Annotated in this window: 17 protein-coding genes; 13 read left to right on the top strand and 4 right to left on the bottom strand. The window is 59.2% G+C overall.

Going from position 1 to position 23,919, the window contains the following annotated elements; genetic code table 11:
* Positions 1-290: 290 nt before the first annotated feature.
* The 7 genes from QFZ91_RS14760 to QFZ91_RS14790 all read left to right on the top strand — a co-directional run bounded on the left by QFZ91_RS14760 (position 291) and on the right by QFZ91_RS14790 (position 10,930).
* Complete coding sequence (locus tag QFZ91_RS14760; RefSeq protein WP_156954269.1) at positions 291-593, top strand: hypothetical protein; 303 nt, start codon at positions 291-293, stop codon at positions 591-593.
* A 9-nt stretch (positions 594-602) separates the two neighbouring features.
* Positions 603-2,402 (top strand): N-6 DNA methylase, encoded by a 1,800-nt coding sequence (locus tag QFZ91_RS14765; RefSeq protein WP_429567653.1) that lies wholly within the window; start codon positions 603-605, stop codon positions 2,400-2,402.
* A gap of 18 nt (positions 2,403-2,420) precedes the next feature.
* Complete coding sequence (locus QFZ91_RS14770) at positions 2,421-4,040, top strand: N-6 DNA methylase (protein WP_429567654.1); 1,620 nt, start codon at positions 2,421-2,423, stop codon at positions 4,038-4,040.
* The gene (locus tag QFZ91_RS14775; protein WP_429567655.1) at positions 4,037-5,359 is read left to right on the top strand and encodes a restriction endonuclease subunit S; all 1,323 of its coding nucleotides are present in this window, start codon (positions 4,037-4,039) and stop codon (positions 5,357-5,359) included. Before QFZ91_RS14770 ends, QFZ91_RS14775 begins: the two co-directional genes overlap by 4 nt.
* Positions 5,360-5,395: 36 nt before the next feature.
* Positions 5,396-8,686 (top strand): type I restriction endonuclease subunit R, encoded by a 3,291-nt coding sequence (locus QFZ91_RS14780; protein WP_429567656.1) that lies wholly within the window; start codon positions 5,396-5,398, stop codon positions 8,684-8,686.
* A 3-nt stretch (positions 8,687-8,689) separates the two neighbouring features.
* Positions 8,690-9,400 (top strand): SprT family zinc-dependent metalloprotease, encoded by a 711-nt coding sequence (locus QFZ91_RS14785; protein ID WP_429567657.1) that lies wholly within the window; start codon positions 8,690-8,692, stop codon positions 9,398-9,400.
* A gap of 78 nt (positions 9,401-9,478) precedes the next feature.
* Positions 9,479-10,930, top strand: a complete 1,452-nt coding sequence (locus QFZ91_RS14790; protein ID WP_429567658.1) for a hypothetical protein — start codon at positions 9,479-9,481, stop codon at positions 10,928-10,930.
* 308 nt (positions 10,931-11,238) lie between these two features.
* On the opposite strand, the gene gyrB is transcribed toward QFZ91_RS14790, so the two are convergent.
* From gyrB to dnaA, 3 genes are all read right to left on the bottom strand, one after another.
* Positions 11,239-13,710 carry a DNA topoisomerase (ATP-hydrolyzing) subunit B gene (gene gyrB / locus QFZ91_RS14795; protein WP_429567659.1) on the bottom strand — a complete coding sequence of 824 codons (2,472 nt, stop codon included), beginning with the start codon at positions 13,708-13,710 and terminating at the stop codon, positions 11,239-11,241.
* Between the two features lie 114 nt (positions 13,711-13,824).
* Complete coding sequence (gene dnaN / locus QFZ91_RS14800) at positions 13,825-14,928, bottom strand: DNA polymerase III subunit beta (RefSeq protein WP_176122385.1); 1,104 nt, start codon at positions 14,926-14,928, stop codon at positions 13,825-13,827.
* 484 nt (positions 14,929-15,412) lie between these two features.
* On the bottom strand, positions 15,413-17,011 hold the full coding sequence (dnaA, locus tag QFZ91_RS14805; RefSeq protein ID WP_429567660.1) for a chromosomal replication initiator protein DnaA: 1,599 nt from the start codon (positions 17,009-17,011) through the stop codon (positions 15,413-15,415).
* Between the two features lie 383 nt (positions 17,012-17,394).
* Here dnaA and rpmH point away from each other — a divergent pair, with 383 nt between their 5' ends.
* The 4 genes from rpmH to yidC all read left to right on the top strand — a co-directional run bounded on the left by rpmH (position 17,395) and on the right by yidC (position 20,060).
* Positions 17,395-17,529, top strand: coding sequence for a 50S ribosomal protein L34 (rpmH, locus tag QFZ91_RS14810; protein WP_004198824.1), 135 nt, complete (start codon positions 17,395-17,397; stop codon positions 17,527-17,529).
* Between the two features lie 19 nt (positions 17,530-17,548).
* Positions 17,549-18,028 (top strand): ribonuclease P protein component, encoded by a 480-nt coding sequence (locus tag QFZ91_RS14815; RefSeq protein WP_429567661.1) that lies wholly within the window; start codon positions 17,549-17,551, stop codon positions 18,026-18,028.
* Between the two features lie 112 nt (positions 18,029-18,140).
* Positions 18,141-18,371, top strand: a complete 231-nt coding sequence (gene yidD, locus QFZ91_RS14820) for a membrane protein insertion efficiency factor YidD (protein WP_013091032.1) — start codon at positions 18,141-18,143, stop codon at positions 18,369-18,371.
* 30 nt (positions 18,372-18,401) lie between these two features.
* Positions 18,402-20,060 (top strand): membrane protein insertase YidC, encoded by a 1,659-nt coding sequence (yidC, locus tag QFZ91_RS14825; protein ID WP_429567662.1) that lies wholly within the window; start codon positions 18,402-18,404, stop codon positions 20,058-20,060.
* A gap of 123 nt (positions 20,061-20,183) precedes the next feature.
* Here the strand turns inward: yidC and QFZ91_RS14830 are convergent, their stop codons facing one another.
* Positions 20,184-20,591: an XRE family transcriptional regulator gene (locus QFZ91_RS14830; protein ID WP_176109867.1), complete on the bottom strand. Its 408-nt coding sequence runs from the start codon at positions 20,589-20,591 to the stop codon at positions 20,184-20,186.
* A 381-nt stretch (positions 20,592-20,972) separates the two neighbouring features.
* Here QFZ91_RS14830 and mnmE point away from each other — a divergent pair, with 381 nt between their 5' ends.
* Both mnmE and QFZ91_RS14840 read left to right on the top strand, forming a co-directional pair.
* The gene (mnmE, locus tag QFZ91_RS14835) at positions 20,973-22,367 is read left to right on the top strand and encodes a tRNA uridine-5-carboxymethylaminomethyl(34) synthesis GTPase MnmE (RefSeq protein ID WP_429567663.1); all 1,395 of its coding nucleotides are present in this window, start codon (positions 20,973-20,975) and stop codon (positions 22,365-22,367) included.
* Between the two features lie 188 nt (positions 22,368-22,555).
* Positions 22,556-23,746: a tyrosine-type recombinase/integrase gene (locus tag QFZ91_RS14840; RefSeq protein WP_429567664.1), complete on the top strand. Its 1,191-nt coding sequence runs from the start codon at positions 22,556-22,558 to the stop codon at positions 23,744-23,746.
* The last annotated feature ends 173 nt before the right edge of the window (positions 23,747-23,919 follow it).

Raw genomic sequence — 23,919 nt, forward strand, 5'->3', positions numbered from 1 at the left:
ACCCGCCTCATCGCTCGCTCCGACGTTTCGTACCCTCTCATAAATAGGGGCGCATCCGCATTGGCGGGTCGGCATTGCGTTCGCAGGGCCATTCTCAAAACTGCTCGTCGGCATTGCACCGACGCCTGTTTACCGTAGTCAAGAGAGAAAGAACTTTCAAGCTGGGCGAATGAATGCGGGAATGTGCTCCCGTTCCCTGCCCGAGTTACGCGTGGAACGAGTGCAAGAAAGTTCTTCCAATGTGTTTCGTAGCGTGCTACGATTCAATCCATGGCAAAGATGAGGTCGTGATGAGCGATAACAATCTTGGGTTTGAATCTGCACGTGACCGTCGTGCAGCGATGTCTCGACACGCAGACAAGCGCGCACAACAGCGAGGAATCGACAAGGTCGCGCTACCGCTACTACTGGCGTATGGCCAGCGCGAGTTCGACGGGCGCGGAGGCATCCGCTATCTCATGACTGCGGATGCGCTTGACTCTCTGCGCCGGGCGGTGGGTCGCACGAAACAGGTAGAAGCTCTCGCCGGAGTCTACGTCGTCGTTAGCGCTGACGACCAGACAGTCATCACGGTGGGGCATCGTCACAATTAAGAAGACGCCATGGAACAAATCGAATCACCCGCCGCCCGGGCATACTGGAAACTGACCAACCTGGCGCGACTTGGCGGAATTTACGATGCGCAGCTCTTTGCGCTGACCTGGCTCGCCGCCGGCCGGATGGTCGTTACAGAACAAGTCAATGGCATCTCAACGATTGACCAGCTTGCTGAGCCGAATGCATGGCGCTTGTTATTGAGCGCGGACTTCCCGAAGGAACTGTACGACGCAATTGCGACGCAACAGTCGCAGGCCGTTGCTCATAATGGAGGACGGCGGGATGCTGCGGCAGCTATCGTCTCTGAATTGGCGATGGAGCTGGGTCAACATCCTTGGGACATTTTGCCATGCATTACTGACGCGGGTAGCCGCAGAGATGCCGCAGATGGGACTGTAGTGCCGGAACTGGCTGCGTTATTAATGGATATGGTTGATGCGCCGGCAGACAGTGAGGTCTGGATTCCATTCGACGGTAAGGGACAGCTGACCGTAGAGACATTACGTCGTGGGTGGCGCGTGCTTTCAGCCTCTCCGCTAACCGTCTCGCAAGTTAGCCGACAGCTTTTGCTGATGATTGAAACCGGTCAGTGCCGCCCTTCGCGCGTCCGTACCGAAGTCGACCGAGATGAGGTTGGCCGACCGGTGCTGCGAGCAGACTATGCGCTTATCGTACCGCCAGTCGGTATGCGGATTAGGGACCAACATGTGTTGACATGGGACATCATGAAAACACGTACCCATGAGCAATATGCACGCAGCGAGTCTTGGGCGTTGTCCGAGTTTGCTAACCGAATCGACAAGCGAGCTGTTTTCCTCACCCCTCAGGGTGTCTTGTTTAACAAAGGTCAAGAGCAACGTTTGCGAGAAACTCTACTTCACCGGGATGGAAAAGGCAGTCGGGTAAAAGCGGTTGTCACACTGCCGCCGGGCGTGTTTGGGTCTAGTGGTATCGCAGGCGCTATTACTGTGATGAGCAACGATGCCGCTCCAGACACTGTTTACATGGCCGACCTCGGGCATGGTCGACGCGCACTTGTTGAGGCCGGTGACATTGTGTCGGCCGGCCGGGAAATTGCACTTGGCTTGCTCGAATCGGATAAGGCTCGCCACGTAGGCTACGATGAAATTGAAGAGAACGAATTCAGTTTCGCGCCGTCACGCTATTTACAGCGTATCGCAGATTTAAGGGATGCTGCCGTCAAACTTGGCGACATCTGCGAAGCAGTCAGACCACCTGCATCAGCGAAAGAAACTACCCCTTATGAAGTCGCAGAGGTCGGATTGCCTGATATGCGCCAATGGCGGCCAGTCAATCACGATATTGAGAAAACCGTCTATCTGAAAGCGGCGCCGAAAACGTCGGCTTTGGTACAGCCCGGAGACATTGTCATTACCATCAAGGGTTCAGTCGGACGGGTTGCGTTGATGGGGACGTCTGCGCAGCGCCAACCAATCATTCTGTCGCAGAGTTGTCTCGCACTACGCTTAAATCCCTGTTTAGGTGACAAAAATCTGTCGCCCGAAGTCTTACTCATGTACCTGCGTTCGCCTCATGGCCAAGCTCAACTAACCGGACTTCAGGTCGGTGCTGGTGTTCAGCACATCAGTCCCGCGACACTGTTGAGCACAGTTTCTGTGCCGATACCATCCGAGCAGGCTTATGTTGAAATTCGGCAGGACTATGACCGGCTCTGCGAACTCGAAAACCAGATTGCGAACCTTGAGGGTGAAATTGTGAACATCTCCTCTCGGCGTTGGCCCGACAATAACTTTGCGACTTTGAGTGTCAACAAAACAGCTTAACTAGACTCGAATATCGACATGGCTAATCAACTTACCCTCGAAGCCCTGGAGAGTTGGCTCTGGGAATCCGCCAATATTCTGCGCGGCTCCATCGACTCGTCCGACTTCAAGAACTACATCTTCGGGCTCTTGTTCCTCAAGCGTTTCAACGACGTGTTCGAAGAGCGCGTCAACCAGTTGATGGCAGATGAAGGCTTGAGTCAGGCAGAGGCCGATGCCGAAGTCTGCGAGGACCAGGGCGCCTTCCCGTCAACTGCGCGCTGGGGCTGGCTCATTACCCGCACCGAGAACATTGGCGAGGCACTCGACAAAGCCTTCCACGACATCGAAGCCGGCGTGAAAGGCACCGACCTGCAACACGTACTGACCGCCACCCAGTACGGCGATAAGCGTGTGCTGTCCGACCATACGTTGCAACGCCTGCTGCGCCACTTCAACCAGTACAAGCTGGGCAATGCCGACCTTTACAAGGCCGACATGCTGGGCGATGCCTACGAGTACCTCATCAAGCAGTTTGCTGACGACGCAGGCAAAAAGGGGGGCGAGTTCTACACGCCTAAGGGCGTGGTGCAGTTGGTGGTTGGGCTGCTCGACCCGAGGCCGGGCATGAGCGTGTACGACCCCACCTGCGGCAGCGGCGGCATGCTAGTAGAAAGCGCCCACCACATCGCCGAGTTGCAAGGCGGCACGTTGCTGGGTGGCAAGCCGAATGTGCTGCTCTATGGCCAAGAAAAGAACCTGGGCACCTGGGCCATAGCCAAGCTCAACCTGTACCTGCACAACATGCGGGCTGACATTGAGCGCGGTGACACGCTGGTCGAACCCAAGCACCTGGACGGCGATTACCTGAAAACCTTCGACCGGGTGATTGCCAATCCGCCGTTTTCCGCCAAGGCATGGTGGGCGCCGCTGGAACTCGCTGCCGAAGCTGAGCAGGAGGGTGAAAAGAAGCCCAAGGCGCCCAACTACAAGCTGGTCAGCGACCCTTATGGCCGCTTTGGTTACGGCGTCCCGCCGCGCGGCTATGCTGATTTGGCTTTCGCCCAGCATATGCTTGCTAGTCTGAAGGCCGATGGCCGCATGGGCGTAATCCTGCCGCACGGCGTGCTATTTCGTAGTGGCGAGGAAGGCAAGATTCGTGAAGGGCTGCTGTTCGGCACTGATTCCGCCAGCGGTAACCAACCGGGTGACCTGATTGAGGCCATCATAGGCCTACCTTCGGCGCTGTTCTACAACACCGCCATCCCGGCCTGCGTGTTGGTGCTGAACAAGCGCAAGCCGGCGGCACTCAAGGGGAAGGTCATCATCATCGACGCCAGCCGGGACTACCTAGAAGGCAAAGCGCAGAACATGCTACGCCCGGAAGACATCGCCCACATCGTGGCTGCACACAAGGCGGCGTTTGACCATCGAACCGAGGTGGAAAACTACTGCCGCGTAGTGACGGTGGAGGAGATTCGCAAGAACGACGGCAACCTCAACATTGCCCGCTACATCGATAACGGTGAGGTGGAAGAGACGGTGGATGTGGCCGCAACCTTGGCGCAGCTTGAAGTGCTGGCGGATGAAGAGGCGCAGATTGATGTGCAGCTAAATAGCTATTTGGTCGAGTTGGGGCTACGGGAGGCTGGAGCATGATGGGGGCGAAATTGCTGGATTGCCAGAATGCAGCCACTGGTCAAGTTCCCGTAGATTGGCGCGTTTCGAAACTGTCTGACATCGCCGACATCAATCCCGGTCGCGCCAAGCCCGACTCAGAAAACGATGAAGTGTCCTTTCTGGCCATGGGCGACGTTTCCGAAGATGGGCGGGTAATTGGCAGGCAGATACGTAACTATCAAGATGTGGCAAAGGGTTTCACATCATTTGTTGAGAATGATGTCTTGGTAGCCAAGATTACGCCGTGCTTCGAAAATGGAAAGGGTGCACTCGCGACAAGTCTGCTTAGTGGGATTGGTTTCGGTAGTACCGAATTTCATGTCATTCGCGCGAAGAAGGGGCATGCCCTGCCATCCTTTTTGCATTTGCATACGCGCGATGAATCGTTTCGACGAAGCGGTGAGCGAAGCATGGTCGGTTCCGCGGGGCAAAAGCGTGTTCCCGCTGACTTTCTGCGCGAATATGAAATTGGGCTGCCCCCCATCCCCGAGCAACAAAAAATTGCTGTCATCCTCACCGCCGTCTACGATAAGCTGGATGTAATCGCCCGCCAGATTGAAGCCACCCAGACTCTTAAGCGTGGGCTAATACAGACGCTATTCAGCCGAGGCATGGGTACGCAGGATGCCGGTGGGCGATGGGTGAAGCATGACAGCTTTAGGAAGGTTGGCTCCCAAACATATCCTGCCAGTTGGCAGTGGGTGAGAATGGGCGTAGTTGCGCCCATCGTTCGGCGTGAAGTTGAGGTTCAGTTAGAGGGGAGCTACCCGGAACTCGGTCTTCGTTCATTTGGTAGAGGCACATTCCACAAGCCAGCGTTGAGCGGCGTTGAAGTGGGAAACAAGCGGCTGTTTGTTATCAAGACCGGTGACCTACTACTTTCTAATGTGTTCGCCTGGGAAGGTGCAATTGCTGTGGCTAAACCGGAAGATGATGGTCGATATGGCTCGCACAGGTATATAACCTGCGAGGTTGACCGCGCAAGAGCCAGTACCGATTTTGTCGCCCGATACCTTCTAACCCCGCCAGGTTTGACAGCGATTGGCCTCGCCTCGCCAGGAGGGGCAGGACGAAACAAGACTTTGGGCTTGTCGGCCTTGGCTGACATCAAAGTCCCAGTTCCGCCATTGCCCGAGCAGTTCGCGATAAATAAAACTCTTGACGCTGTCCAAAGCAAAATCGGTTTGCTGGAAACCAAGCGCGAGAGGTTACAGACGCTCAAACGCGGCCTGATGCAAAAGCTCCTGACCGGCGAATGGCGCGTCAAGTTGGAAGTCACCGAGCAAGTGGTAGCCTGAGCACACGACACTATAAGAACAAAAAGGAACCCAGACATGGGCAACGCAGAAAAGACCGGCGTTGAAATTCCAGCCATCGACTGGCTGGTCAAGCTGGGCTACATCCACCTGCCGGGCGGTCAGGTCGTGGTCGAACACCGCCACCTTGCCCCTGTGTTGGAAAATGTCCTCAAGCCCCGGTTGCAGATGCTGAACCCATGGCTGGCATTCGCACCCGGTGGTGTGGACGCCGCCCTCATCGAACTGCGCAAACGGGTCAACGACGAACTGTTACCCGCCAACAAGGCGTTTTGGGAGCAGGCGGTGCACCGCTCCGACATCCAGGTCAAGGATGCGGAGGGCAAGCCGCGCAGCGTGCGTTTCTTTGACGCCAGCAAATCGACCAACAACGACTTCCACGTAGTTGACCAGTACGTGGGCCGCAATGCCGACGACGATGTGTTCCGGCCAGACCTGCTGCTGTTCGTCAACGGCCTGCCCATGGCCATCATCGAGTGCAAGGCCAGCCACCACAGGCTGGATGAAGCCCTTGCGCAACTGGATGGTTACCGGGCGACCTTCTCGGCCCAGTTTGTGTTCAATCAGGTCAGCGTAGGGTTGAATGGCCGGCAAGGGCTGTATGGCTCCATCTTCACGCCCCCGGCGTTCTATGCGCACTATCGGCTGCAAGACGCTGAGCGTGCCGAGGTGACGGCTTTGTTGGGGGATGAGCCGAGCGAACAAGATGAGTTGCTGTGGGCGTTGTTCGAGCCCGCGCGCTTTCTGGAGCTCATTACCCATTACGTGCTGTTCGAAACCCGCGATGGCAAGACGGTCAAGAAGCTGCCGCGTTACCAGCAGTGGCGAGCCGTGCGTAAGACGGTGCAGCGGCTAACTGCACCAAAGCCACTCGGCGGTGTCGTGTGGCATACCCAAGGCAGCGGCAAGTCGCTCACCATGGCACTGCTTGCTCGCCTGTTGCGCGCCGAAAGCACTGGCTTGGACAACCCGACGGTGCTGGTGCTGACCGACCGACGCGACCTCGACAAGCAAATCTTCGACACTTTCCACGCTGTGGGCATCAAGGCCATCCAGGCCGTGTCCGTTGATGGTTTGGTCAAGATGCTGTCGAATGATTACGGCAGCGTGTTCACGAGCACGGTCCAAAAATTTCAGGAGAAGGACGAGACAGATGCTGACGCGGAGGCTTCGGCCGAACCTTCTGAGGATGAGGATGACACCATCCAAGCGACGCGCCACCGGCGTGTGCGTGACGGCAAGAACTTCTTCATGGTCGAAGAGCGCAATGTCAATTTCGGTCAGTACGATGCGGACGGAGCGCTGTTGTCGCCCAAGTGGGAAGAAGTCCACCGCGAGAAGGTGAACTTCCGCGTGCTGAGCACCAAACCCAACTTCTATGTGTTGGTGGACGAAGCGCATCGTAGCCAGTACGACTTTCTGGCCGCCTTTATGCGCGCCAGTCTGCCAAAGGCCAAGTTCATTGCTTTTACCGGTACGCCTTTGCAGAACGACGACAAACATACCCTGGCCGAATTTGGCGGCGGTGAATATATCGACGAGTATCGGCTGCATGAGGCCGTGGCCGATGGAGCCACGTTGCCCATCAAGTATCAGGACGCCTGGGTGGCGCTGGCGCCCGATGTCGGCCTCGACCAAGCGTTCAAAGGGCAATTCATTAGCGAGCCCGAGGCGCGGCAACATGCATTGAAGAAGGCACTGCTCACCCGCTGGCGACAAGCCGGCGACCGCATGGAAAAAGTGGCTCACCATCTTGTTGAGCACTTTCTGAACAACGTGCAGGCTAAGGGCCTCAAGGGCATGCTTGTGTGCGACGGCCGCGAGATGGCCGTACGCTACAAAGACCTACTCGACGCCATCATGAAGGACCGTGGCGAGCAAGGGTTGCCCACCTTCGAGAGTCGAGTGGTGGTGTCGCTGGCCAATATCACGGCTTCGCGCACCGGTGCATCAGAAAAAGAGGCCGCTGCAGAGAAGGGAGTTAGCGCCGACAAGGTCCGCACCATCGAAGAGCGCGTGCGCGGGGAAATCAAGGCTGGCAAGGTGCCGGTCGCCATGCCGACCGAGCAGATTGCCAACTTCGTCAGCAAGCTGTTTCCGCTGCCCTATGGCGATGAAGTGAAGGGCAAGGACGGAAAGGTACATGCCAACAACGTCGGGCTCATCATCGTGTCCGACATGCTGCTCACTGGCTGGGATGCGCCGATTGTCGGCACTATGTACCTGGACAAGCCGCTCAAAGAACACACCCTGCTGCAAGCCATAGCACGCGTTAACCGGACCTTGGCAGGCAAGAACGCAGGCTACATTGTGGACTACCACGGTGTGGTGGAGCACTTGGACCATGCTCTCAAAATCTACGGCGGCGACGTCAAGCCTGCCCAGGTATGGGAAGGCGTGGAAAGCGAGCTGCCCAAGCTGCAAGCGACTCTCGAACGGATTCTCAAACTTTTACCGCGCAAGCATGACCCGGTCAGCCAGCGTGAGGACTACAAGGCCGATGCTGAAACATTCCTCGACCCGGCAGCCCGCTTGGATAAGGTGGAAGACTTTCTGGAGCTGGTTAAACAGTTCAACCGCAGCATCGACATCATTCTGCCCGACGTGCGTGGCGTGGAGTTCAAACCGTATTTCACGCTGTTTGCTGAAATCCGTCTGATGTTGCGGGACAAATTGCCAGGTACGGCATATCGGGAACGAATTACCAAGCTCGAATCCGTGCTCCTGCAGCAGTTGCTGGATGAACACATTAGCGCCAGCCCAGCCAAGAGCCTGCTTGGCAAAGAGGTGTCGATTCTTGACGCCTCGGACATGGACCGGCTCAAGAAGCTAGCCAGCCCCGGCAGTCGGGCGCTGGTGATGAAGAACCAATTGAAACACACTATCGAGACGGGCCGCGACAAGGACCCTGTGTTCTTCGACAAGTTGGCGGAGGAGTTGGAAAAACTGCTTGAAGAAGAGAAGGCTGGCCGCATCACCCAGGCGAAGTTTCTGGAGCAATTGGACCTGTTCGGTCAGCGCATCAAGGAGAAAGACAACACCGGGTTTTCCAGCCCGGCTCATTCGGCGGCATTCCACTACCTAGAGTCGCATCTGTCGAGCGACATGGCCCGGGGCGTGACGACAAAGCTGTTCGAGGACGAGGAACTCCGCCATACCATGGCATCTGGCCACTGGAAGGCCATGCCCGACTTGCACCCCGAAATCAAGAGGCGCATCAGCAGCTTGCTGGTGCCGCTGGCAGGCTGGCAGCGTGCCGTAGCGCGAGACCACGCCAGTCACCTGCTGACCATTTTGCTGAAGAACTGAGCTATGCCGCGCTTGCATTATGGAGAGACCACCATCGAGTGGCAGTTTCGGCCAGACGCAGGGCTGAAGCGCCACTATGTGACGGTCGAGCGTGACCGCCCCGTGTTGTTGCGCGGACCGTGGGTGGATATACCAGAGCAAGAGGCACTGGTGCGACGGCGCGCCCGATGGATACGTGAAAAATTGGCGCTGGTAAACAAGCCGCAGCTCGAAAACGTCATCGTGACCGGCAGCCGGCTCAGGTATTGTGGACGCAGCTACTTCACGGAGGTCCGTCACATGTCTGCTTTGGCGACGCCACGGCTGGCATTTACCGCGTCACGCTTCGTGGTGGAGTCCCCTTCGGGCGGCGCAATCACGTCCGAAGCTTTGGTGCCTCTGTTGGAGAGCTTTTACCGCGAGCGCGCGGAAGAAAAACTGCTGCCAAGGGTCCGTCATTGGGAGCGCGAAACAGGGCTGAAAGCTGCAGGGGCCTTCATCCGGCATTTTCAAAGCCGATGGGCGAGCTGCGATGCTGCGAACGTCTTGCAGTTCCACCCCAGAGTGATGGAGCTGGCCGGCAGCGTGCAGGACTACGTCATTGTTCACGAGCTATGCCACACCATTGAGAAAAACCACACCCGGGTCTTCTGGAATCTGGTTACCCAGATAATGCCGGGGTGGAGGCGTGAACATGAAGCGTTAGAGCGGGCGGTGTTCGGGGGCGAGATATAGCGAGGTAGCGCAATCGCACAAGCCAGTCTACGGGTGTGCGGCTATGTACACAGCAAAGAAAATAAGGAGGCGTGGCAGGTGATTTACTTCTCGGATGTATTCAATGTCGAGCCCGATGTTCTCGATGCCCATGGTGCTTTCAATATTGCGCTGGTTAACGACCTGCCGCTTTTCGTCGACCCGTTTCTCCTGTTCGATAGCAAGCGCCCGGAATTCCGGGCCTTACACGACGACATCATTAAGTACCTGGTATTTGTGCGTGACCGGGCTCAGGCGAATGAATTAACCGAGGGTGCCATATCCCAGTGGCTTTTCTTCCGGGAGGTCAAACAAAATTGGCTTGGATTCAGCCGGCAGGGGAATAGTGGTACTGGGCTTGGGAAACAGTTTGCTCTGGCGCTTGCCCGGAACTTTCAAAGGGTATTTCGCGATTTTGGGACGGAAACTCTGACGAAGAGCTCACATTTGGAAAAACTCGGCCTGCTCAGCGGTGGTGTTGGGCGAGACCATTTGAGCGATTTTACGACGAATCTCATCAAGGGTTACCTGCTCAAGTACACCGAGGATTTTGCAAAGGAGCATCTGCACTCGAACCAGTTAAAGCAAGTTCATGTCGAGCGGGTCAACTTTAACTACGAGACGAGACGCTGGCAATCTGGACACTTTGTGCTGCCATGGCATGCCGGCGACTACGTCATCCTCACGCCATGTGAGATTCTGACCCGCGACGAAGCATGGATTAACCAGGGGGACATGCTGAGTCAGTTCTTTCAGCTCCGACAATCATTGCCGGACGAGCATCTCCGCGCTCAGGTCAATGACCACTTCCTGCGGCAAATCAACGAACGTTCAACGCAGGATGAACGGAAAGCCGCAGCTCTGCGAACTATTGAGCAGTTCACTGTGCTGATTGACCATTACATTAAATGGAAGGAGGAGAACGCGTCAGAAGCGCATGTGGTCAGCAGCAAGAAGGTTCAAGAAACCCACACGCAGTTCGTGGATAACATTCGCGAGTTGGTTCTGAAACACTTGGTCGGCACAGAGTTTTACGAGAAGGGAGACTCATACGAGGAGGCTCTGCAGCGAGTAAAGTACTTGAAACATGTCATTGAAGACAACGACGGCTATCGGGTCTTCTATGTGGGCGGTACGCCCGTCAAGCGCGAGAGCGACCTTCACACCATGTTTCGCCTGACTTGGTACGCAACGATGTTCGACGTAAACGCCGAGGTCAACAATGGTCGCGGTCCGGTGGATTACAAGGTCTCGAAGGGAAAGCGAAACGCTAGCCTTGTTGAATTCAAGTTGGCGAGCAATTCAAGCCTGAGGCGTAACCTTGAGAAACAGGTCGAAGTCTATGCGAAGGCAAGTCAAACGGACCGTTCTATCAAGGTTATTTTGTATTTTTCGGATACCGAGCTGGTGAAAATTACGGGCATTCTCCGCGACCTCAAGCTTCAGGATAGAGAAGACATCGTACTTATCGATGCAAGCCGTGACAACAAAATATCCGGGTCGAAGACCTGACTCACCACGCGATTGCTGCTCTGGACTCGAGTAATTTGCTCACAGTCACTGCGTGATAAAAGCACTAGGCCAGCATTTCGATGCCCCCCGGAGGTGCTCGAGCCCTTGTGTGTTTCCGTCGCTCCTCGGCCAAAATCCTGACCACAAACAAAGAAGGCCTGTAAGTATCTGGGCTTACAGGCCTTCCGGGCTTTGGTCATCACAGCTCTGCGCCGCAATCAAACTGGGCTATCAGGGCAGCGCGCCCCATAAATTTCTCAGTTTATGCGTCCGTTTTTCTCAGGATATGCGTCTGTCTACAGTCCACTTCAAACATCAATATTCCCCGCCCTCAACGCATTAGACTCGATGAAAGCCCGACGCGGCTCCACATCATCCCCCATAAGCGTAGTAAAGATGCCATCAGCAGCAATAGCATCCTCAATCTGCACCCGAAGAAGACGCCGCACTTGCGGATCCATGGTCGTCTCCCAAAGCTGCTCAGGATTCATCTCACCGAGGCCTTTATAGCGCTGCTTGGACATATTCCGCTCAGCGTCAGCCAGCAACCACTTCATTGCACTCTTGAAGTCGGTGACAGCCATACTCCGCTCCCCGCGCTTGATCACAGCGCCAGCCCCAATCAACCCCTTAAACGTATTAGCGGTATTAACAAGCTGCTGATAATCGGCAGTCAGCTGAAACTCTTCATCGATCACGGAAATCTTCTGATTCCCATGATGCGTGCGCGCGACGCGCAGCGAGCGCAGTTCCCGCACCGGGTCGTACATCGTGGTCACGGTCACATCAGGCTTCAGCGCGTCATCCCGCAGCTTCGCTTCGAGCGCGCGAGCGGAAGCCTCAGCCGCCTGCTCGCTGGAGAGATCGACAGCGACGCCATCCATCACCGCCTCGAGCGCGCCAGCGTCGTACAGCCGGCTCAACCGATCAACCACCGCCTGTGCCAACAGATACGACCGCGCCAACTCCCCGAGCGCATCCCCAGTGATCGGAGTCGCACCTTCAGAAGCCGCCAACTCCGACCCCTGCAACGCGAGCCGAAGAATATGCGCATTAACTTCCGACTCATCCTTCAGATACCGCTCATCCTTCCCCGCCTTGATCTTGTACAGCGGCGGCTGCGCGATATAGATATACCCGCGCTCGATCATCTCAGGCATCTGCCGATAGAAGAACGTCAACAACAGCGTCCGGATGTGCGCACCGTCAACGTCCGCATCGGTCATGATGATGATGCGGTGATAGCGCAGCTTGTCGAGGTTGTAGTCTTCCTTGCCGATCCCGCATCCAAGCGCGGTAATCAGCGTAACGATCTGCTCGGAAGACAGCAGCTTGTCGTAACGGGCCTTCTCGACGTTCAGCACCTTACCGCGCAGCGGCAAGATAGCCTGGAACTTCCGATCACGCCCCTGCTTCGCCGACCCACCCGCCGAGTCACCCTCGACGATATAAATCTCCGACTTCGCCGGATCCTTCTCCTGACAATCCGCGAGCTTCCCAGGCAAACCAACGCCATCGAGCACGCCCTTACGACGCGTCATCTCACGTGCCTTGCGCGCCGCATCGCGCGCACGCGCGGCATCGACAATCTTGCCGCAGATGATCTTCGCGTCGCCCGGCGTCTCAAGCAGGAATTCCTCGAGCGCCTTCGCGACTACTTCTTCCACCGGCGCGCGGACTTCCGACGACACCAGCTTGTCCTTCGTCTGCGAGCTGAACTTCGGCTCCGGCACCTTCACCGAGAGCACGCACGACAGCCCTTCACGCATGTCGTCGCCCGACGTTTCGACCTTCGCCTTCTTCGCGACTTCGTGATCGGCGATGTACTTGTTAAGCACGCGCGTCATCGCCGCACGCAAACCGGTAAGGTGCGTGCCGCCGTCGCGCTGGGGAATATTGTTCGTGAAGCACAGCACGTTTTCGTTGTAGCTGTCGTTCCACTGCATCGCCACTTCGACGCCCACACCATCCTTTTCACCGATGATGTGAAAGATGTTCGGGTGCAGCACGGACTTGTTCTTGTTGATGTACTCGACAAAGCCCTTCACGCCGCCGACGAACGCGAAATCTTCCTCTTTGCCCGAGCGCTGATCGAGCAAGCGAATCCGCACGCCGTTATTGAGGAACGAAAGCTCACGAATCCGCTTCGCGAGTATGTCGTAGTGATATTCGACATTGCCGAAAATCGTGTCATCGGCCATGAAATGCACTTCGGTGCCGCGGTTTTCGGTGTCGCCGATCACCTGCATCGGCGACGTGGTCACGCCGTCGATTTCTTCGAGGACGCGGTTCTGCGGCACGCCACGGTGGAATTCCATGAAGTGCTTCTTGCCATCGCGGCGCACCGTTAGGCGCAGCCACGCCGACAGCGCGTTCACGCACGACACGCCGACACCGTGGAGGCCGCCCGACACCTTGTAGCTGTTCTGGTCGAACTTGCCGCCGGCGTGCAGCTCGGTCATCACGATTTCAGCGGCGCTGCGCTTCGGATCGTGCTTGTCGTCCATCTTCAGGCCGGTCGGCACGCCGCGGCCGTTGTCGGTGATCGAGATCGAGTTGTCCGCGTGGATGATCACCTGAATGTCGTTGCAATGCCCGGCGAGCGCTTCGTCGATCGAGTTGTCGAGCACTTCGAACACGAGGTGGTGCAGACCGGTGCCATCCGATGTATCCCCGATGTACATTCCAGGCCGCTTGCGCACGGCTTCCAGACCTTCGAGGATCTGGATGGACGAGGCGCCGTAGCTGTTATCGGGCTGCGTATTGTTCATGTCAGTCATGGATTTTTTCCGGTTCTGCGTTACTGCGAGATTGCTGCTCTGGACTTTTCAAAACGCCATAAAAACGCCAAAGGGGCGCTGCGCCCCTTGGTGTTCTACTTGATGTTGGACGCGTCAGATGCGCATCGGCATCACCACGTACTTGAATTCGTCGTTCTCGGGAATCGTGATCAACGCGCTGGAGCTGGCGTCACCCAGGCTCACCTGCAACATGTCGACCTTCAGGTTCGCGAGCACGTCGAGCAGATACGTGACGTTGAACCCGATGTCGACGCTGTCGCCGTCGTATGCGATTTCCAGTTCTTCCTGCGCCTCTTCCTGATCGGCGTTGGTCGACATGATCTTCAACTGGCCCGGCTCGACGATGCAGCGCACGCCCTTGAACTTATCCGACGTCAGAATCGCCGCACGTTGCAGCGAGCGCTGCAGTTCTTCACGGCCGATCTGGAATTTGTTCTTGTGGGACTTCGGAATCACTCGCTGGAAGTCGGGGAACTTGCCTTCCACGAGCTTCGAAACGAGTTCGACCTGGCCGAACGTGAACTTAACCTGCGTCTGCGCGATGTCGATCTTGACCGTGTCGTCGATGTCTTCGAGCAGGCGCTGCAGTTCGAGAATCGTCTTGCGCGGAATGATCACTTCCTGGCGCGCAAACGAGCCTTCGATCTTCATCGACGAGAACGCGAGACGGTGCCCGTCGGTCGCGACCGCCATCAGCTGGTCGCCGTCCACCACCAGCAGCATGCCGTTCAGGTAGTAGCGGATGTCCTGCTGGGCCATCGAGAAATGGACCATGCCGAGCAGCTGGCGGAAGGTCTTTTGCGGAACCACGAGGCTCGCGCCGTAGTCTTTAGCCTGAGCGACGGTCGGGAATTCATCCGCGGCGAGCGTTTGCAGCGCAAAGCGGCTCTTGCCGGATTGCACGGTCAGGCGCTTGTCGTTCAGCGTCAGCGTGACCTGGCCGTCGGGCATGGCGCGCAGAATGTCGAGGAGCTTGCGCGCCGCCACCGTGGTCGCGACCGAATCGCCGCCCACGCCGAAATCGGCGCGCGTGGTGATCTGCAACTCGAGGTCGGTCGACAGGAACGATACGTCAGGACCGTTCTTGGTGATCAGCAAATTGGCGAGGATCGGCAACGTATGGCGGCGTTCGACGATGCCGCTCACGGTTTGCAGCGGCCTGAGGAGGTTGTCGCGTTCGGTCTTGACCAGTTGCATAGGGTTCCTTCGTTGATATAACGGCCTGCACGCCTTACGGGACAAGCATTTCAGCGTGCAGCCACGGCTCCCCGCCGGCGCCCTGAAAAGCGCCCGACACGGCGTGAAATCCGCCCGTCGCCGCCGGGCGGTTAAATCTGTATTGTGCCTGAAAACGGGACCGCCTCACTAAAATGGGGGCGAGTTCGGGAATAAACAGGTCGATTTTGCGGGGCGTAGTCCGGGTTGCCGACGGTTTTTCACGCCGCGGCCCGGCGCTACCGGTTCGCAGGCGCGTTTTTCCGTCACTTCGGGCCGGTTTCACCGCAAATTCATCGCGGGTTCGCCGCGTTTTTGCGTCGCTTCTGCCCGCTTGCCGTCGCGTTCCTTGCCATTCCCCGTCAGGACCCGGCTGCGCCGCCGGGTTGTTGGTCCCCTGCCCGTTTCTCTATGTCACAGCGATTGGTGCCGCCGTCCGTTTCGCAATCGCGTGCGGCCAGCCCATTTAGCCCTTCAGTGTCTGTTCCAGCACGTGCAGTTCGTGGTTCAACTGCGCGTCCTTGCTGCGCTCGTCGGCGATCTTGCGCACAGCGTGCAGCACCGTTGTGTGGTCGCGCCCGCCGAACAGCTCGCCGATTTCCGGCAGGCTCTTCTGCGTCAGTTCCTTCGCCAGGTACATCGCGATCTGCCGCGGTCGCGCGATGTTCGCCGGACGCTTCTTCGAATACATGTCCGCGACCTTGATGCTGTAAAAGTCGGCGACCGTCTTCTGGATGTTTTCCACCGAGATCTGCCGGTTCTGCACCGTCAGCAGATCTTTCAGCGCTTCCTTGGTCAGTTCGATCGTGATTTCGCGGCCATGGAACTTCGAATACGCGAGGATCTTGCGCAGCGCGCCCTCGAGCTCACGCACGTTCGAGCGCAGATGCTTCGCGACGAAGAACGCGACGTCCTCATTCAGGCTCACGAACTCCGATTGCGCCTTGCGCATCAGAATCGCGACGCGCATTTCGAGCTCGGGCGGCTCGATCGCCACCGTCAGGCCCGAGTCGAAGCGTGAGATCAAGCGGTCGTCGATACCCGAGATTTCCTTCGGATACGTATCGCTCGTGATGATCACCTGCGCCTTGTTTGCGACCAGCGCCTCGAATGCGTAGAAGAATTCCTCTTGTGTGCGCGACTTGCCCGAAAAGAACTGAATATCGTCGATCAGCAGCAGGTCGAGCGAGTGGTAGTAGCGCTTGAAGTCGTCGAACGCCTTGCGCTGGTACGCCTTCACGACATCGGACACGTACTGTTCCGCGTGGATGTAGCGGATCCGCGCGCCGGGCTTGTCCATCAGCAACTGGTTGCCGATCGCATGGATCAGGTGGGTCTTGCCGAGGCCCACGCCACCGTACAGAAACAGCGGGTTATACGAGATGCCGGGATTGTCGGCGACCTGAATCGCCGCAGCGCGGGCGAGCTGGTTCGCCTTACCGGTCACGAAGTTGTCGAAGGTCAGCACGGGGTTCAGCTTCGAGCGCTCGTACATCGAGTCGCTTTCGCTGGTTGCCGCCGCGCCCGCGCCTTGGCCCGGCCGCCACGTGCGGCGCCCAGCGGCGGCTTCGTTCGCGTCGAGGCTCGGCAGATCGAGGTCGGCGGCGTCTTCGGCGGCGCTGCGCGGATTCGCGTTTTGCGCGGCGAGCGCCGCTGCCGCGGCTGCGGGATTCGCGCGCGCGGCATGCGCGGCCTGCACGGCGCCGACGGCGGCATCCACGGCTGCGACGCCGCCGGCATTACCGCCTTGCGGCGCGGTCGAAGCCGGGCGCGCCGACGACGGAGTCGGCGCAGCGGCCGCCGGGCTGCGCATACCGGCCTTCGGATCCAGTACGAATTGCACGTCCACCGGCGCGTGCCAGAAATCGCGGGCCATATCCGCGATGCGGCCGGAGAACTGGCTCTTGACCCAGTCGAGCTTGAAGCGGTTCGGCGCGGCAATGCTCAACGTGTTCGCATCGGCGTCGAAGGCGACCGGGGCCAAGGGTTTGATCCACGTCACGTACTGCTGGGGCGTAAGCTCACGCTCCAGCAATGCGGAACAGTGTTGCCAGAATTCGTTCATCAAGTTGCTATCGTTATGGTGTGCACGGCGGTCGCCGCTGCCCCTGTCGCGCGCCCGCAACAAGGCCCTCAGCAGCCAGGCGTAACGGCCCCAGGCGCTTGTGCCACAAGGGTCTGCGGAACAAGCGTGCCGGAGCGACGTGCAACATTTTTGGGAAGTAAGGCGAGATTCTAACGCCAAAACGGACCCGAAAGTGAGTTATCCACAGGGTCCGATCACCGCGGCCGGCAAACCCCAGTTGCGTCAGAAGCAGGCTAAACTATTGACGGCCAACGGAAAACCAGTTTAAATAGCGGGTTCCGCGAAAACCAATTCCAGCAAACCACCGGCCATTGCGCTTTCAGCGATGATCGCGCGGTTTTTTTCGATCAAGTGAGAGCAACATGAAACGTACTTACCAACCTTCCGTTACCCGTCGCAAGCGCACCCATGGCTTCCGCGTTCGCATGAAGACCGCTGGCGGCCGCAAGGTCATCAACGCACGTCGCGCGAAGGGCCGCAAGCGCCTCGCGATCTAAGGCAAGCGGATTGCGCGCTGTGACCGAAGCCCGCGGCGAAGCGGGAGCGGCCGGGGCGCGGCAACCGGGCTCGGTTCCGTTGCGAGCGCAAGCCGCCTTCCCCAAAGCCGCAAGGCTGCTAAAAACGGATGAATTTTCATCCGTTTTTCGTTTGCGGCCGTGGCGGCGTACCGCGCACTTCGTCGTGTACGGCCGGCCCACCGGCAACGAGGCGCGTCTTGGCCTCGTGATCGGCAAGAAGTATGCGCCGCGCGCGGCGACGCGGAATCTGGTGCGTCGGATCGCGCGTGAAGCCTTCCGGCTGCGTCGCGCGGAATTCGGCGGTTGGGATGTGCTGCTGCGTCTACACACGCGTTTCGACAAAAAAGCTTTGCCGAGCGCGTCATCGCCGCCGTTGAAGGCGCTGTGCCGCAGCGAGATCGAGGCGTTGCTCGACAAGGCAGCGCGCGAAATTACCCGTCGTCAGGCGCCGCCCGCGGAGGCGCCCAGGACGGAATGACGCAGTGACCGCCCGCACAGCGGTCGCCGCAACGGGCGTTGCGCCGGCAGCTACAGGGCGCGGGCGTCGCCCGGTACTTCACGTTGCGCGGCGCCGTACGGCCGCATCTGCCATGCAAACGGTACTTCTCGCTTTATTGCGTTTTTATAAGCTTGCCGTGAGCCCCATGCTCGGCAACCGGTGCCGCTTTTACCCTTCCTGCTCTGATTACGCGCGCGAGGCAATCCAGTATCATGGCGCCGCGCGCGGGACTTATCTCGCCGTGAGGCGTGTTTGCCGCTGTCACCCGTTTTCCGCGGGCGGCATCGATCTCGTCCCGCCACCCACTTCTGAAAAGCGCTGACGCGCCGTTCCATCGACACTGAGACAACGCATGGATATCAAACGCACCGTCCTATGGGTCATCTTTTTTATGTCAGCTGTCATGCTGTTCGACAACTGGCAACGCGACCACGGACGCCCGTCGATGTTCTTCCCGAGCACGACGCCGACCCAGACCGCCGGCACTGCCGCGCCGGGCACCACGACGCCGGGCACCCAGCCGGCCGACCTGCCGGCCACTAACGCGGCCGCGCCCGGCAACGCGCCGGCGGCCGAGCAATCGCATCTCGTGAAGTTCGGCACAGACGTCTACACCGGCGAAATCGACACCCGCGGCGGCACACTGTCGCGCCTGTCGCTCATCAAGCAGGGCGACGGCAAGCAGCCGGATCTCGTGATCACGCTGTTCGACAAGACCAACAGCCACACGTATCTCGCACGCACCGGCCTGCTCGGCGGTGACTTCCCGAATCACAACGACGTCTTCACGCTGATGCCGAATCAGCCGACCCAGCTGGGTGAAGGTCAGAACTCGTTCCAGATGAGTTTCGAGTCGCCGGAAAAGGGCGGCCTCCGGGTCATCAAGACGTATACGTTCACGCGCGGCAGCTACGTGATCGGCGTCGAGACGAAGGTCCAGAACGTCGGCACCTCGCCGGTGACGCCGCAGGTCTATATGGAACTCGTGCGCGACGACCAGCCGGTCGAAACGCCGCGCTTCTCGCACACGTTCATCGGACCGGCCGTCTACACGGACGAGCATCACTTCCAGAAGATGACGTTCAGCGATCTCGACAAGAACAAGCAGAACTTCGTGGCGTCGGCCAACGACGGCTGGGTCGCGATGGTCCAGCACTACTTCGCGTCGGCCTGGATTCCGCAGGAAGGCGTGAAGCGTGACTTCTACGCCGAGAAGATTGATCCGTCGCTGTATCGCGTCGGTATGAAGCAGGCAATGCCGACCATCCAGCCGGGCCAGACCGTCAGCGTGTCCGCGCGTCTGTTCGCCGGTCCGGAAGAAGAGCAGATGCTCGCGGGCATCGCGCCGGGCCTCGATCTGGTGAAGGACTACGGCTGGGTCACGATCATCGCGAAGCCGCTGTTCTGGCTGCTGTCGAAGATCCACAGCTACGTCGGCAACTGGGGCTGGTCGATCGTGCTGCTCACGCTGCTGATCAAGGCGGTGTTCTTCCCGCTATCGGCCGCGAGCTACAAGTCGATGGCGCGCATGAAGGCGATCACGCCGCGCATGCAGGCACTGCGCGAGCGCTTCAAGGGCGATCCGCAGAAGATGAACGCGGCGCTGATGGAGCTGTACAAGACCGAGAAGGTCAATCCGTTCGGCGGCTGTCTACCGGTCGTGATCCAGATTCCGGTGTTCATCTCGCTGTACTGGGTGCTGCTGTCGTCGGTGGAAATGCGCGGCGCGCCGTGGATTTGGTGGATTCAGGATCTGTCGCAGCAGGACCCATATTTCATCCTGCCGGTGCTGATGGCCGTATCGATGTTCCTGCAGACCAAGCTGAACCCGACGCCGCCAGACCCGGTTCAAGCCAAGATGATGATGTTCATGCCGATCGCGTTCTCGGTGATGTTCTTCTTCTTCCCCGCGGGTCTCGTGCTGTACTACGTCGTGAACAACGTGCTGTCGATCGCGCAGCAGTACTACATCACGCGGATGATGGGCACTTCGAAGGCGAAGCCGGCCTGATATTGCGTCGCACGGCGGCCTGCATGGCCGCCGTGTCGCAAAGCTGAAAACGAAAAGCCGCCCGGCGCGAACCGGGCGGCTTTTTTCATGGGGCGGTCGAAGGAAATGCGACGGTTTCGACGTTCACTCTTCGTCGGAATCTTCGCCGTAAAAGCGCACGATCATTTCCTCGACCAAATTCCGATCCTTCGGGGTCAACGATGCAATCTTCGACGCGAGCTCGATCGTTTCGGGTGTCGGCGGATATTTTTCGCCACGGGCCATCGGCCGTGCGCTGGCGCCGGGCGGCGGTCCGTAATGGAGCCAGTGCTCCTTGACGTTCAACCATTCGGCGAGCGTGCGCAACTTGTCCGGCTTCGGAATCGTCGTACCCGTCAGCCATTTGTGCGCGGTCTGGGGTGTTACAGGACGCTCGCCGTGATAGCGAAGATTGAACTGCTCGGCGAGTTTGGTCCCGCCGCGGATTTTCAGCGGCTCGAGCAGATCCTTCAGCCTCTTGGCGAAGGCGGCTTTTTCTTTGTCGGTCGGCATGGGCCAGATTGTGCAATTCAGCGTTCAACCAGTTGACAACCGACCAAGCTTTGTTTTCTCTTATTTGAGATAGTTTTAGCTTGCAGCGTGCGCCCGATAAAGCGTTGCGCGAATTCGATTTTTTTCATCTCTTTATTGCCTGGCTTGGGCTTTGCCTGAACAGCAGGTGCTGCCGAGTCTCAATTATTCTTAAGTAGCGCGATAATAATCCTAGCTTACTTGGGATAAATCTGAGGTGTTCAAGCGATAGCGAAAACAGACGCGTCATCCGCTTCGTGCCCTTCCCGCGAGCCCTTTCGTCCGGAGCGGGCGCGTTACAATGCCTCGCGCCGACTCGACCAACGCGGCCCTGCCCTTCCCCTCCCGTTTCGCAGACTTCACATGCTCACGACCGACTCCGATCCCATCGTTGCCATTGCTACCGCGCCCGGCCGGGGAGGCATCGGCGTCGTGCGGATTTCGTTCGGCCGAGCCGGCGCGGCGGCGGCCCAACCTTTGATGCAGGCCCTCACCGGCCAGACGCTCGCGGCGCGTCACGCGAGCTACGTGCCGTTTCTCGACGCGAGCGGCAATCCGCTCGACCGCGGCATCGCGCTGTACTTTCCGGCGCCGCATTCGTATACCGGCGAGCACGTGCTCGAACTGCAGGGCCATGGCGGGCCGGTCGTGCTGCAATTGGTCCTGCAGCGCTGCATCGACGCGGGCCGCGCGTTCGGTCTGCGGCTCGCCGAGCCCGGCGAATTCACGCGTCGCGCGTTTCTGAACGACAAGCTCGACCTCGCGCAGGCCGAAGCCGTCGCCGATCTGATCGAGGCGAGCACCGAGGCCGCCGCGCGTTCGGCCGGCCGCTCGCTCGACGGCGCGTTCTCGCGCGACATCCACGCGCTGGTCGAAGAAGTGATCACGCTGCGGATGCTGGTCGAAGCGACGCTGGACTTCCCCGAAGAGGAAATCGACTTCCTCGAAGCCGCCGACGCGCGCGGCAAGCTCGCGCGCATTCGCGAGCGTCTCGCGCATGTGCTGAGCGAGGCACGCCAGGGAGCGCTGCTGCGCGAGGGCTTGTCGGTGGTGCTGGCGGGGCAGCCGAACGTCGGCAAGTCGTCGCTGCTGAATGCGCTCGCTGGCGCCGAACTCGCGATCGTCACACCGATCGCCGGCACGACTCGCGACAAGGTCGCGCAGACAATCCAGATCGAAGGCATCCCGCTCCACGTGATCGACACGGCGGGCCTGCGCGACACCGAGGACGAGGTCGAGAAGATCGGCATCGAGCGCACATGGGGCGAGATCGAGCGCGCGGACGTGGTGCTGCATCTGCTCGACGCGCGCGCCGGCATGACGACCGACGACGAAACGATCGCCGGACGTTTTCCGCGCGGCGTGCCGGTCGTGCGTGTGCTGAACAAGACCGACCTGACCGGACTCGCGCCCGCCACGCAAGCGCTCGACGCCGATCTCGAACTCAGCGAGGTGCGGCTGTCGGCGAAGAAGGGTGACGGCGTCTCGTTGTTGCGCGACGAACTGCTGCGGATTGCCGGCTGGCAGGCGGGCGCGGAGAGCGTCTATCTCGCGCGCGAGCGTCACCTGATTGCGTTGCGCGCGGCCGACGAGCATCTGGCGACCGCCGCCGCGCATGCGGAGCAGAACGCGCAGGCACTCGATCTGTTCGCCGAGGAACTGCGGCTCGCGCAGGATCAGTTGAATTCGATCACGGGTGAGTTCAGCTCGGATGATCTGCTCGGAGTGATTTTCAGCCGATTCTGTATCGGCAAGTAACGCCGAACTCGTGAGTCGGCAGGATTCCGCGGCGACATAACGCTCTGCGGTCGAATAGCCGCTGCTGCCACGCAATCGAAAATCGCATTCTGTCAACCAAAAATCGCTCGGATTTTTGGTACACAACCGTGGTAAAAGTCTAAAATCCCCGCTGTCCGAACCTTAACGACGTACAGCGTCCCCAAAGCATGCCCCGCCTCGCCACCCCGCTCACCGAATCCGAGATCCGCGCGCTCGAACCGCGCGCGACCCGCTACTGTGTCGCCGACGGCAACGGCCTCGTGATCGAAGTCATGACGACCGGCACCAAGGTCTGGCGCTTCCGCTATACGTTGAATGGCAAGCGTCAGCCGCTCGCGACGATCGGCGATTACCGGATGATTTCGCTGCGCGTCGCGCGCGCGAAGGCCCAGAGGTACGCGGCACTCGTCGCGCAGGGCATCTCGCCGGTCGCGACCGCGCGGCGCGATCGAGGTGCCGAAAGCAAGGCCGACGTGCTGCGCGAAGCGGCCGAGCTTTATCTCGCGACGGCGCTGGCCGGCAAGTCGGACGAATATCGCCGCACCACCCGGCGCGCGCTCGACAAGGACGTGCTGCCCGCGATCGGCAACAAGCCGATCGGCGCGGTCACCGCCGACGACATCGTCGCGATCTGCGAGCGCATCAAAAGCCGCGGCGCGCCGAAAATGGCGCTGCACACGCGCAACGTCGTGAAGCGCCTGTACGCATACCTGATCGCACGTCAGCTCGCGACCAGCAACCCCGCGGAAGTCGTGCCGGCGCGCTCGATCGCGACCTTCGACAGCCGCACCCGCGTGCTGTCCGGCGCCGAGATCGGCGTCATGCTGCGCACCATCGATACGTCGAATATCCGCCGCCCGCTGAAGCTAGCGCTGCACCTGCTGGTGCTGACGATGGCTCGCAAATCGGACCTCATCGAATCCAGATGGGCCGAGTTCGATCTCGACAACGCGCTATGGACAATCCCCGCTGCCCGCCTGAACGCGCGCGAGGACCGCATCGTACGTCTGCCGCGGCAGGCCGTTGCGCTGCTGCGCGAGCTGCAGCGCGCGCGCACCAGCGAGACGTACGTGTTCCCGAGCGTCAGGGGCGACGATCGGCCGATCGCGAAAAGCACGCTGAACCAGGCGGTCAAGGCATTGGGGCTCGACGTGGAGCATTTCGTGCTGCATGACTTTCGTCGCACCGCGTCGACGCATCTGCGCGAGATGGAGCAGCAATCAGCCGCGACACGCGACATCACGAATCGTGAAGCAACCGACGAAGCAGCGCGGGACCGTCGCATGCTTCAGAGTTGGGCGGACTTTGTCGATAGCCAGATGGAAGTCGCACGGCAGACCGCGAACGGGACGGCTTGACGGCATCGTCATGGGTTTTGGCGAGATGTGACGCTTGCCGCCATGCCGGAATCGGGATGGTACACAGGCCGATGCGACCTCCTCCGAAACCTAATCGAACAAAGGAAAGTCATTAAAAAATAAGGTTTCTAAACCGCGCGAAAATGCGCCTTTTTCCGGTATTCAAGACCGTT

Origin of the sequence: Paraburkholderia sp. JPY419 (assembly GCF_050435705.1) — a bacterium.
GTDB lineage: Bacteria > Pseudomonadota > Gammaproteobacteria > Burkholderiales > Burkholderiaceae > Paraburkholderia > Paraburkholderia youngii.

Bases quoted from the DNA above. Each gene is read 5' to 3' on its own strand.
- dnaA (WP_429567660.1), bottom strand. From the start codon at position 17,011: ATGAACGAATTCTGGCAACACTGTTCCGCATTGCTGGAGCGTGAGCTT.
- QFZ91_RS14765 (WP_429567653.1), top strand. From the start codon at position 603: ATGGAACAAATCGAATCACCCGCCGCCCGGGCATACTGGAAACTGACC.
- QFZ91_RS14775 (WP_429567655.1), top strand. From the start codon at position 4,037: ATGATGGGGGCGAAATTGCTGGATTGCCAGAATGCAGCCACTGGTCAA.
- yidC (WP_429567662.1), top strand. From the start codon at position 18,402: ATGGATATCAAACGCACCGTCCTATGGGTCATCTTTTTTATGTCAGCT.
- mnmE (WP_429567663.1), top strand. From the start codon at position 20,973: ATGCTCACGACCGACTCCGATCCCATCGTTGCCATTGCTACCGCGCCC.
- dnaN (WP_176122385.1), bottom strand. From the start codon at position 14,928: ATGCAACTGGTCAAGACCGAACGCGACAACCTCCTCAGGCCGCTGCAA.
- QFZ91_RS14785 (WP_429567657.1), top strand. From the start codon at position 8,690: ATGCCGCGCTTGCATTATGGAGAGACCACCATCGAGTGGCAGTTTCGG.
- QFZ91_RS14780 (WP_429567656.1), top strand. From the start codon at position 5,396: ATGGGCAACGCAGAAAAGACCGGCGTTGAAATTCCAGCCATCGACTGG.
- QFZ91_RS14770 (WP_429567654.1), top strand. From the start codon at position 2,421: ATGGCTAATCAACTTACCCTCGAAGCCCTGGAGAGTTGGCTCTGGGAA.
- QFZ91_RS14760 (WP_156954269.1), top strand. From the start codon at position 291: ATGAGCGATAACAATCTTGGGTTTGAATCTGCACGTGACCGTCGTGCA.
- rpmH (WP_004198824.1), top strand. From the start codon at position 17,395: ATGAAACGTACTTACCAACCTTCCGTTACCCGTCGCAAGCGCACCCAT.
- gyrB (WP_429567659.1), bottom strand. From the start codon at position 13,710: ATGACTGACATGAACAATACGCAGCCCGATAACAGCTACGGCGCCTCG.
- QFZ91_RS14830 (WP_176109867.1), bottom strand. From the start codon at position 20,591: ATGCCGACCGACAAAGAAAAAGCCGCCTTCGCCAAGAGGCTGAAGGAT.
- yidD (WP_013091032.1), top strand. From the start codon at position 18,141: ATGCAAACGGTACTTCTCGCTTTATTGCGTTTTTATAAGCTTGCCGTG.
- QFZ91_RS14840 (WP_429567664.1), top strand. From the start codon at position 22,556: ATGCCCCGCCTCGCCACCCCGCTCACCGAATCCGAGATCCGCGCGCTC.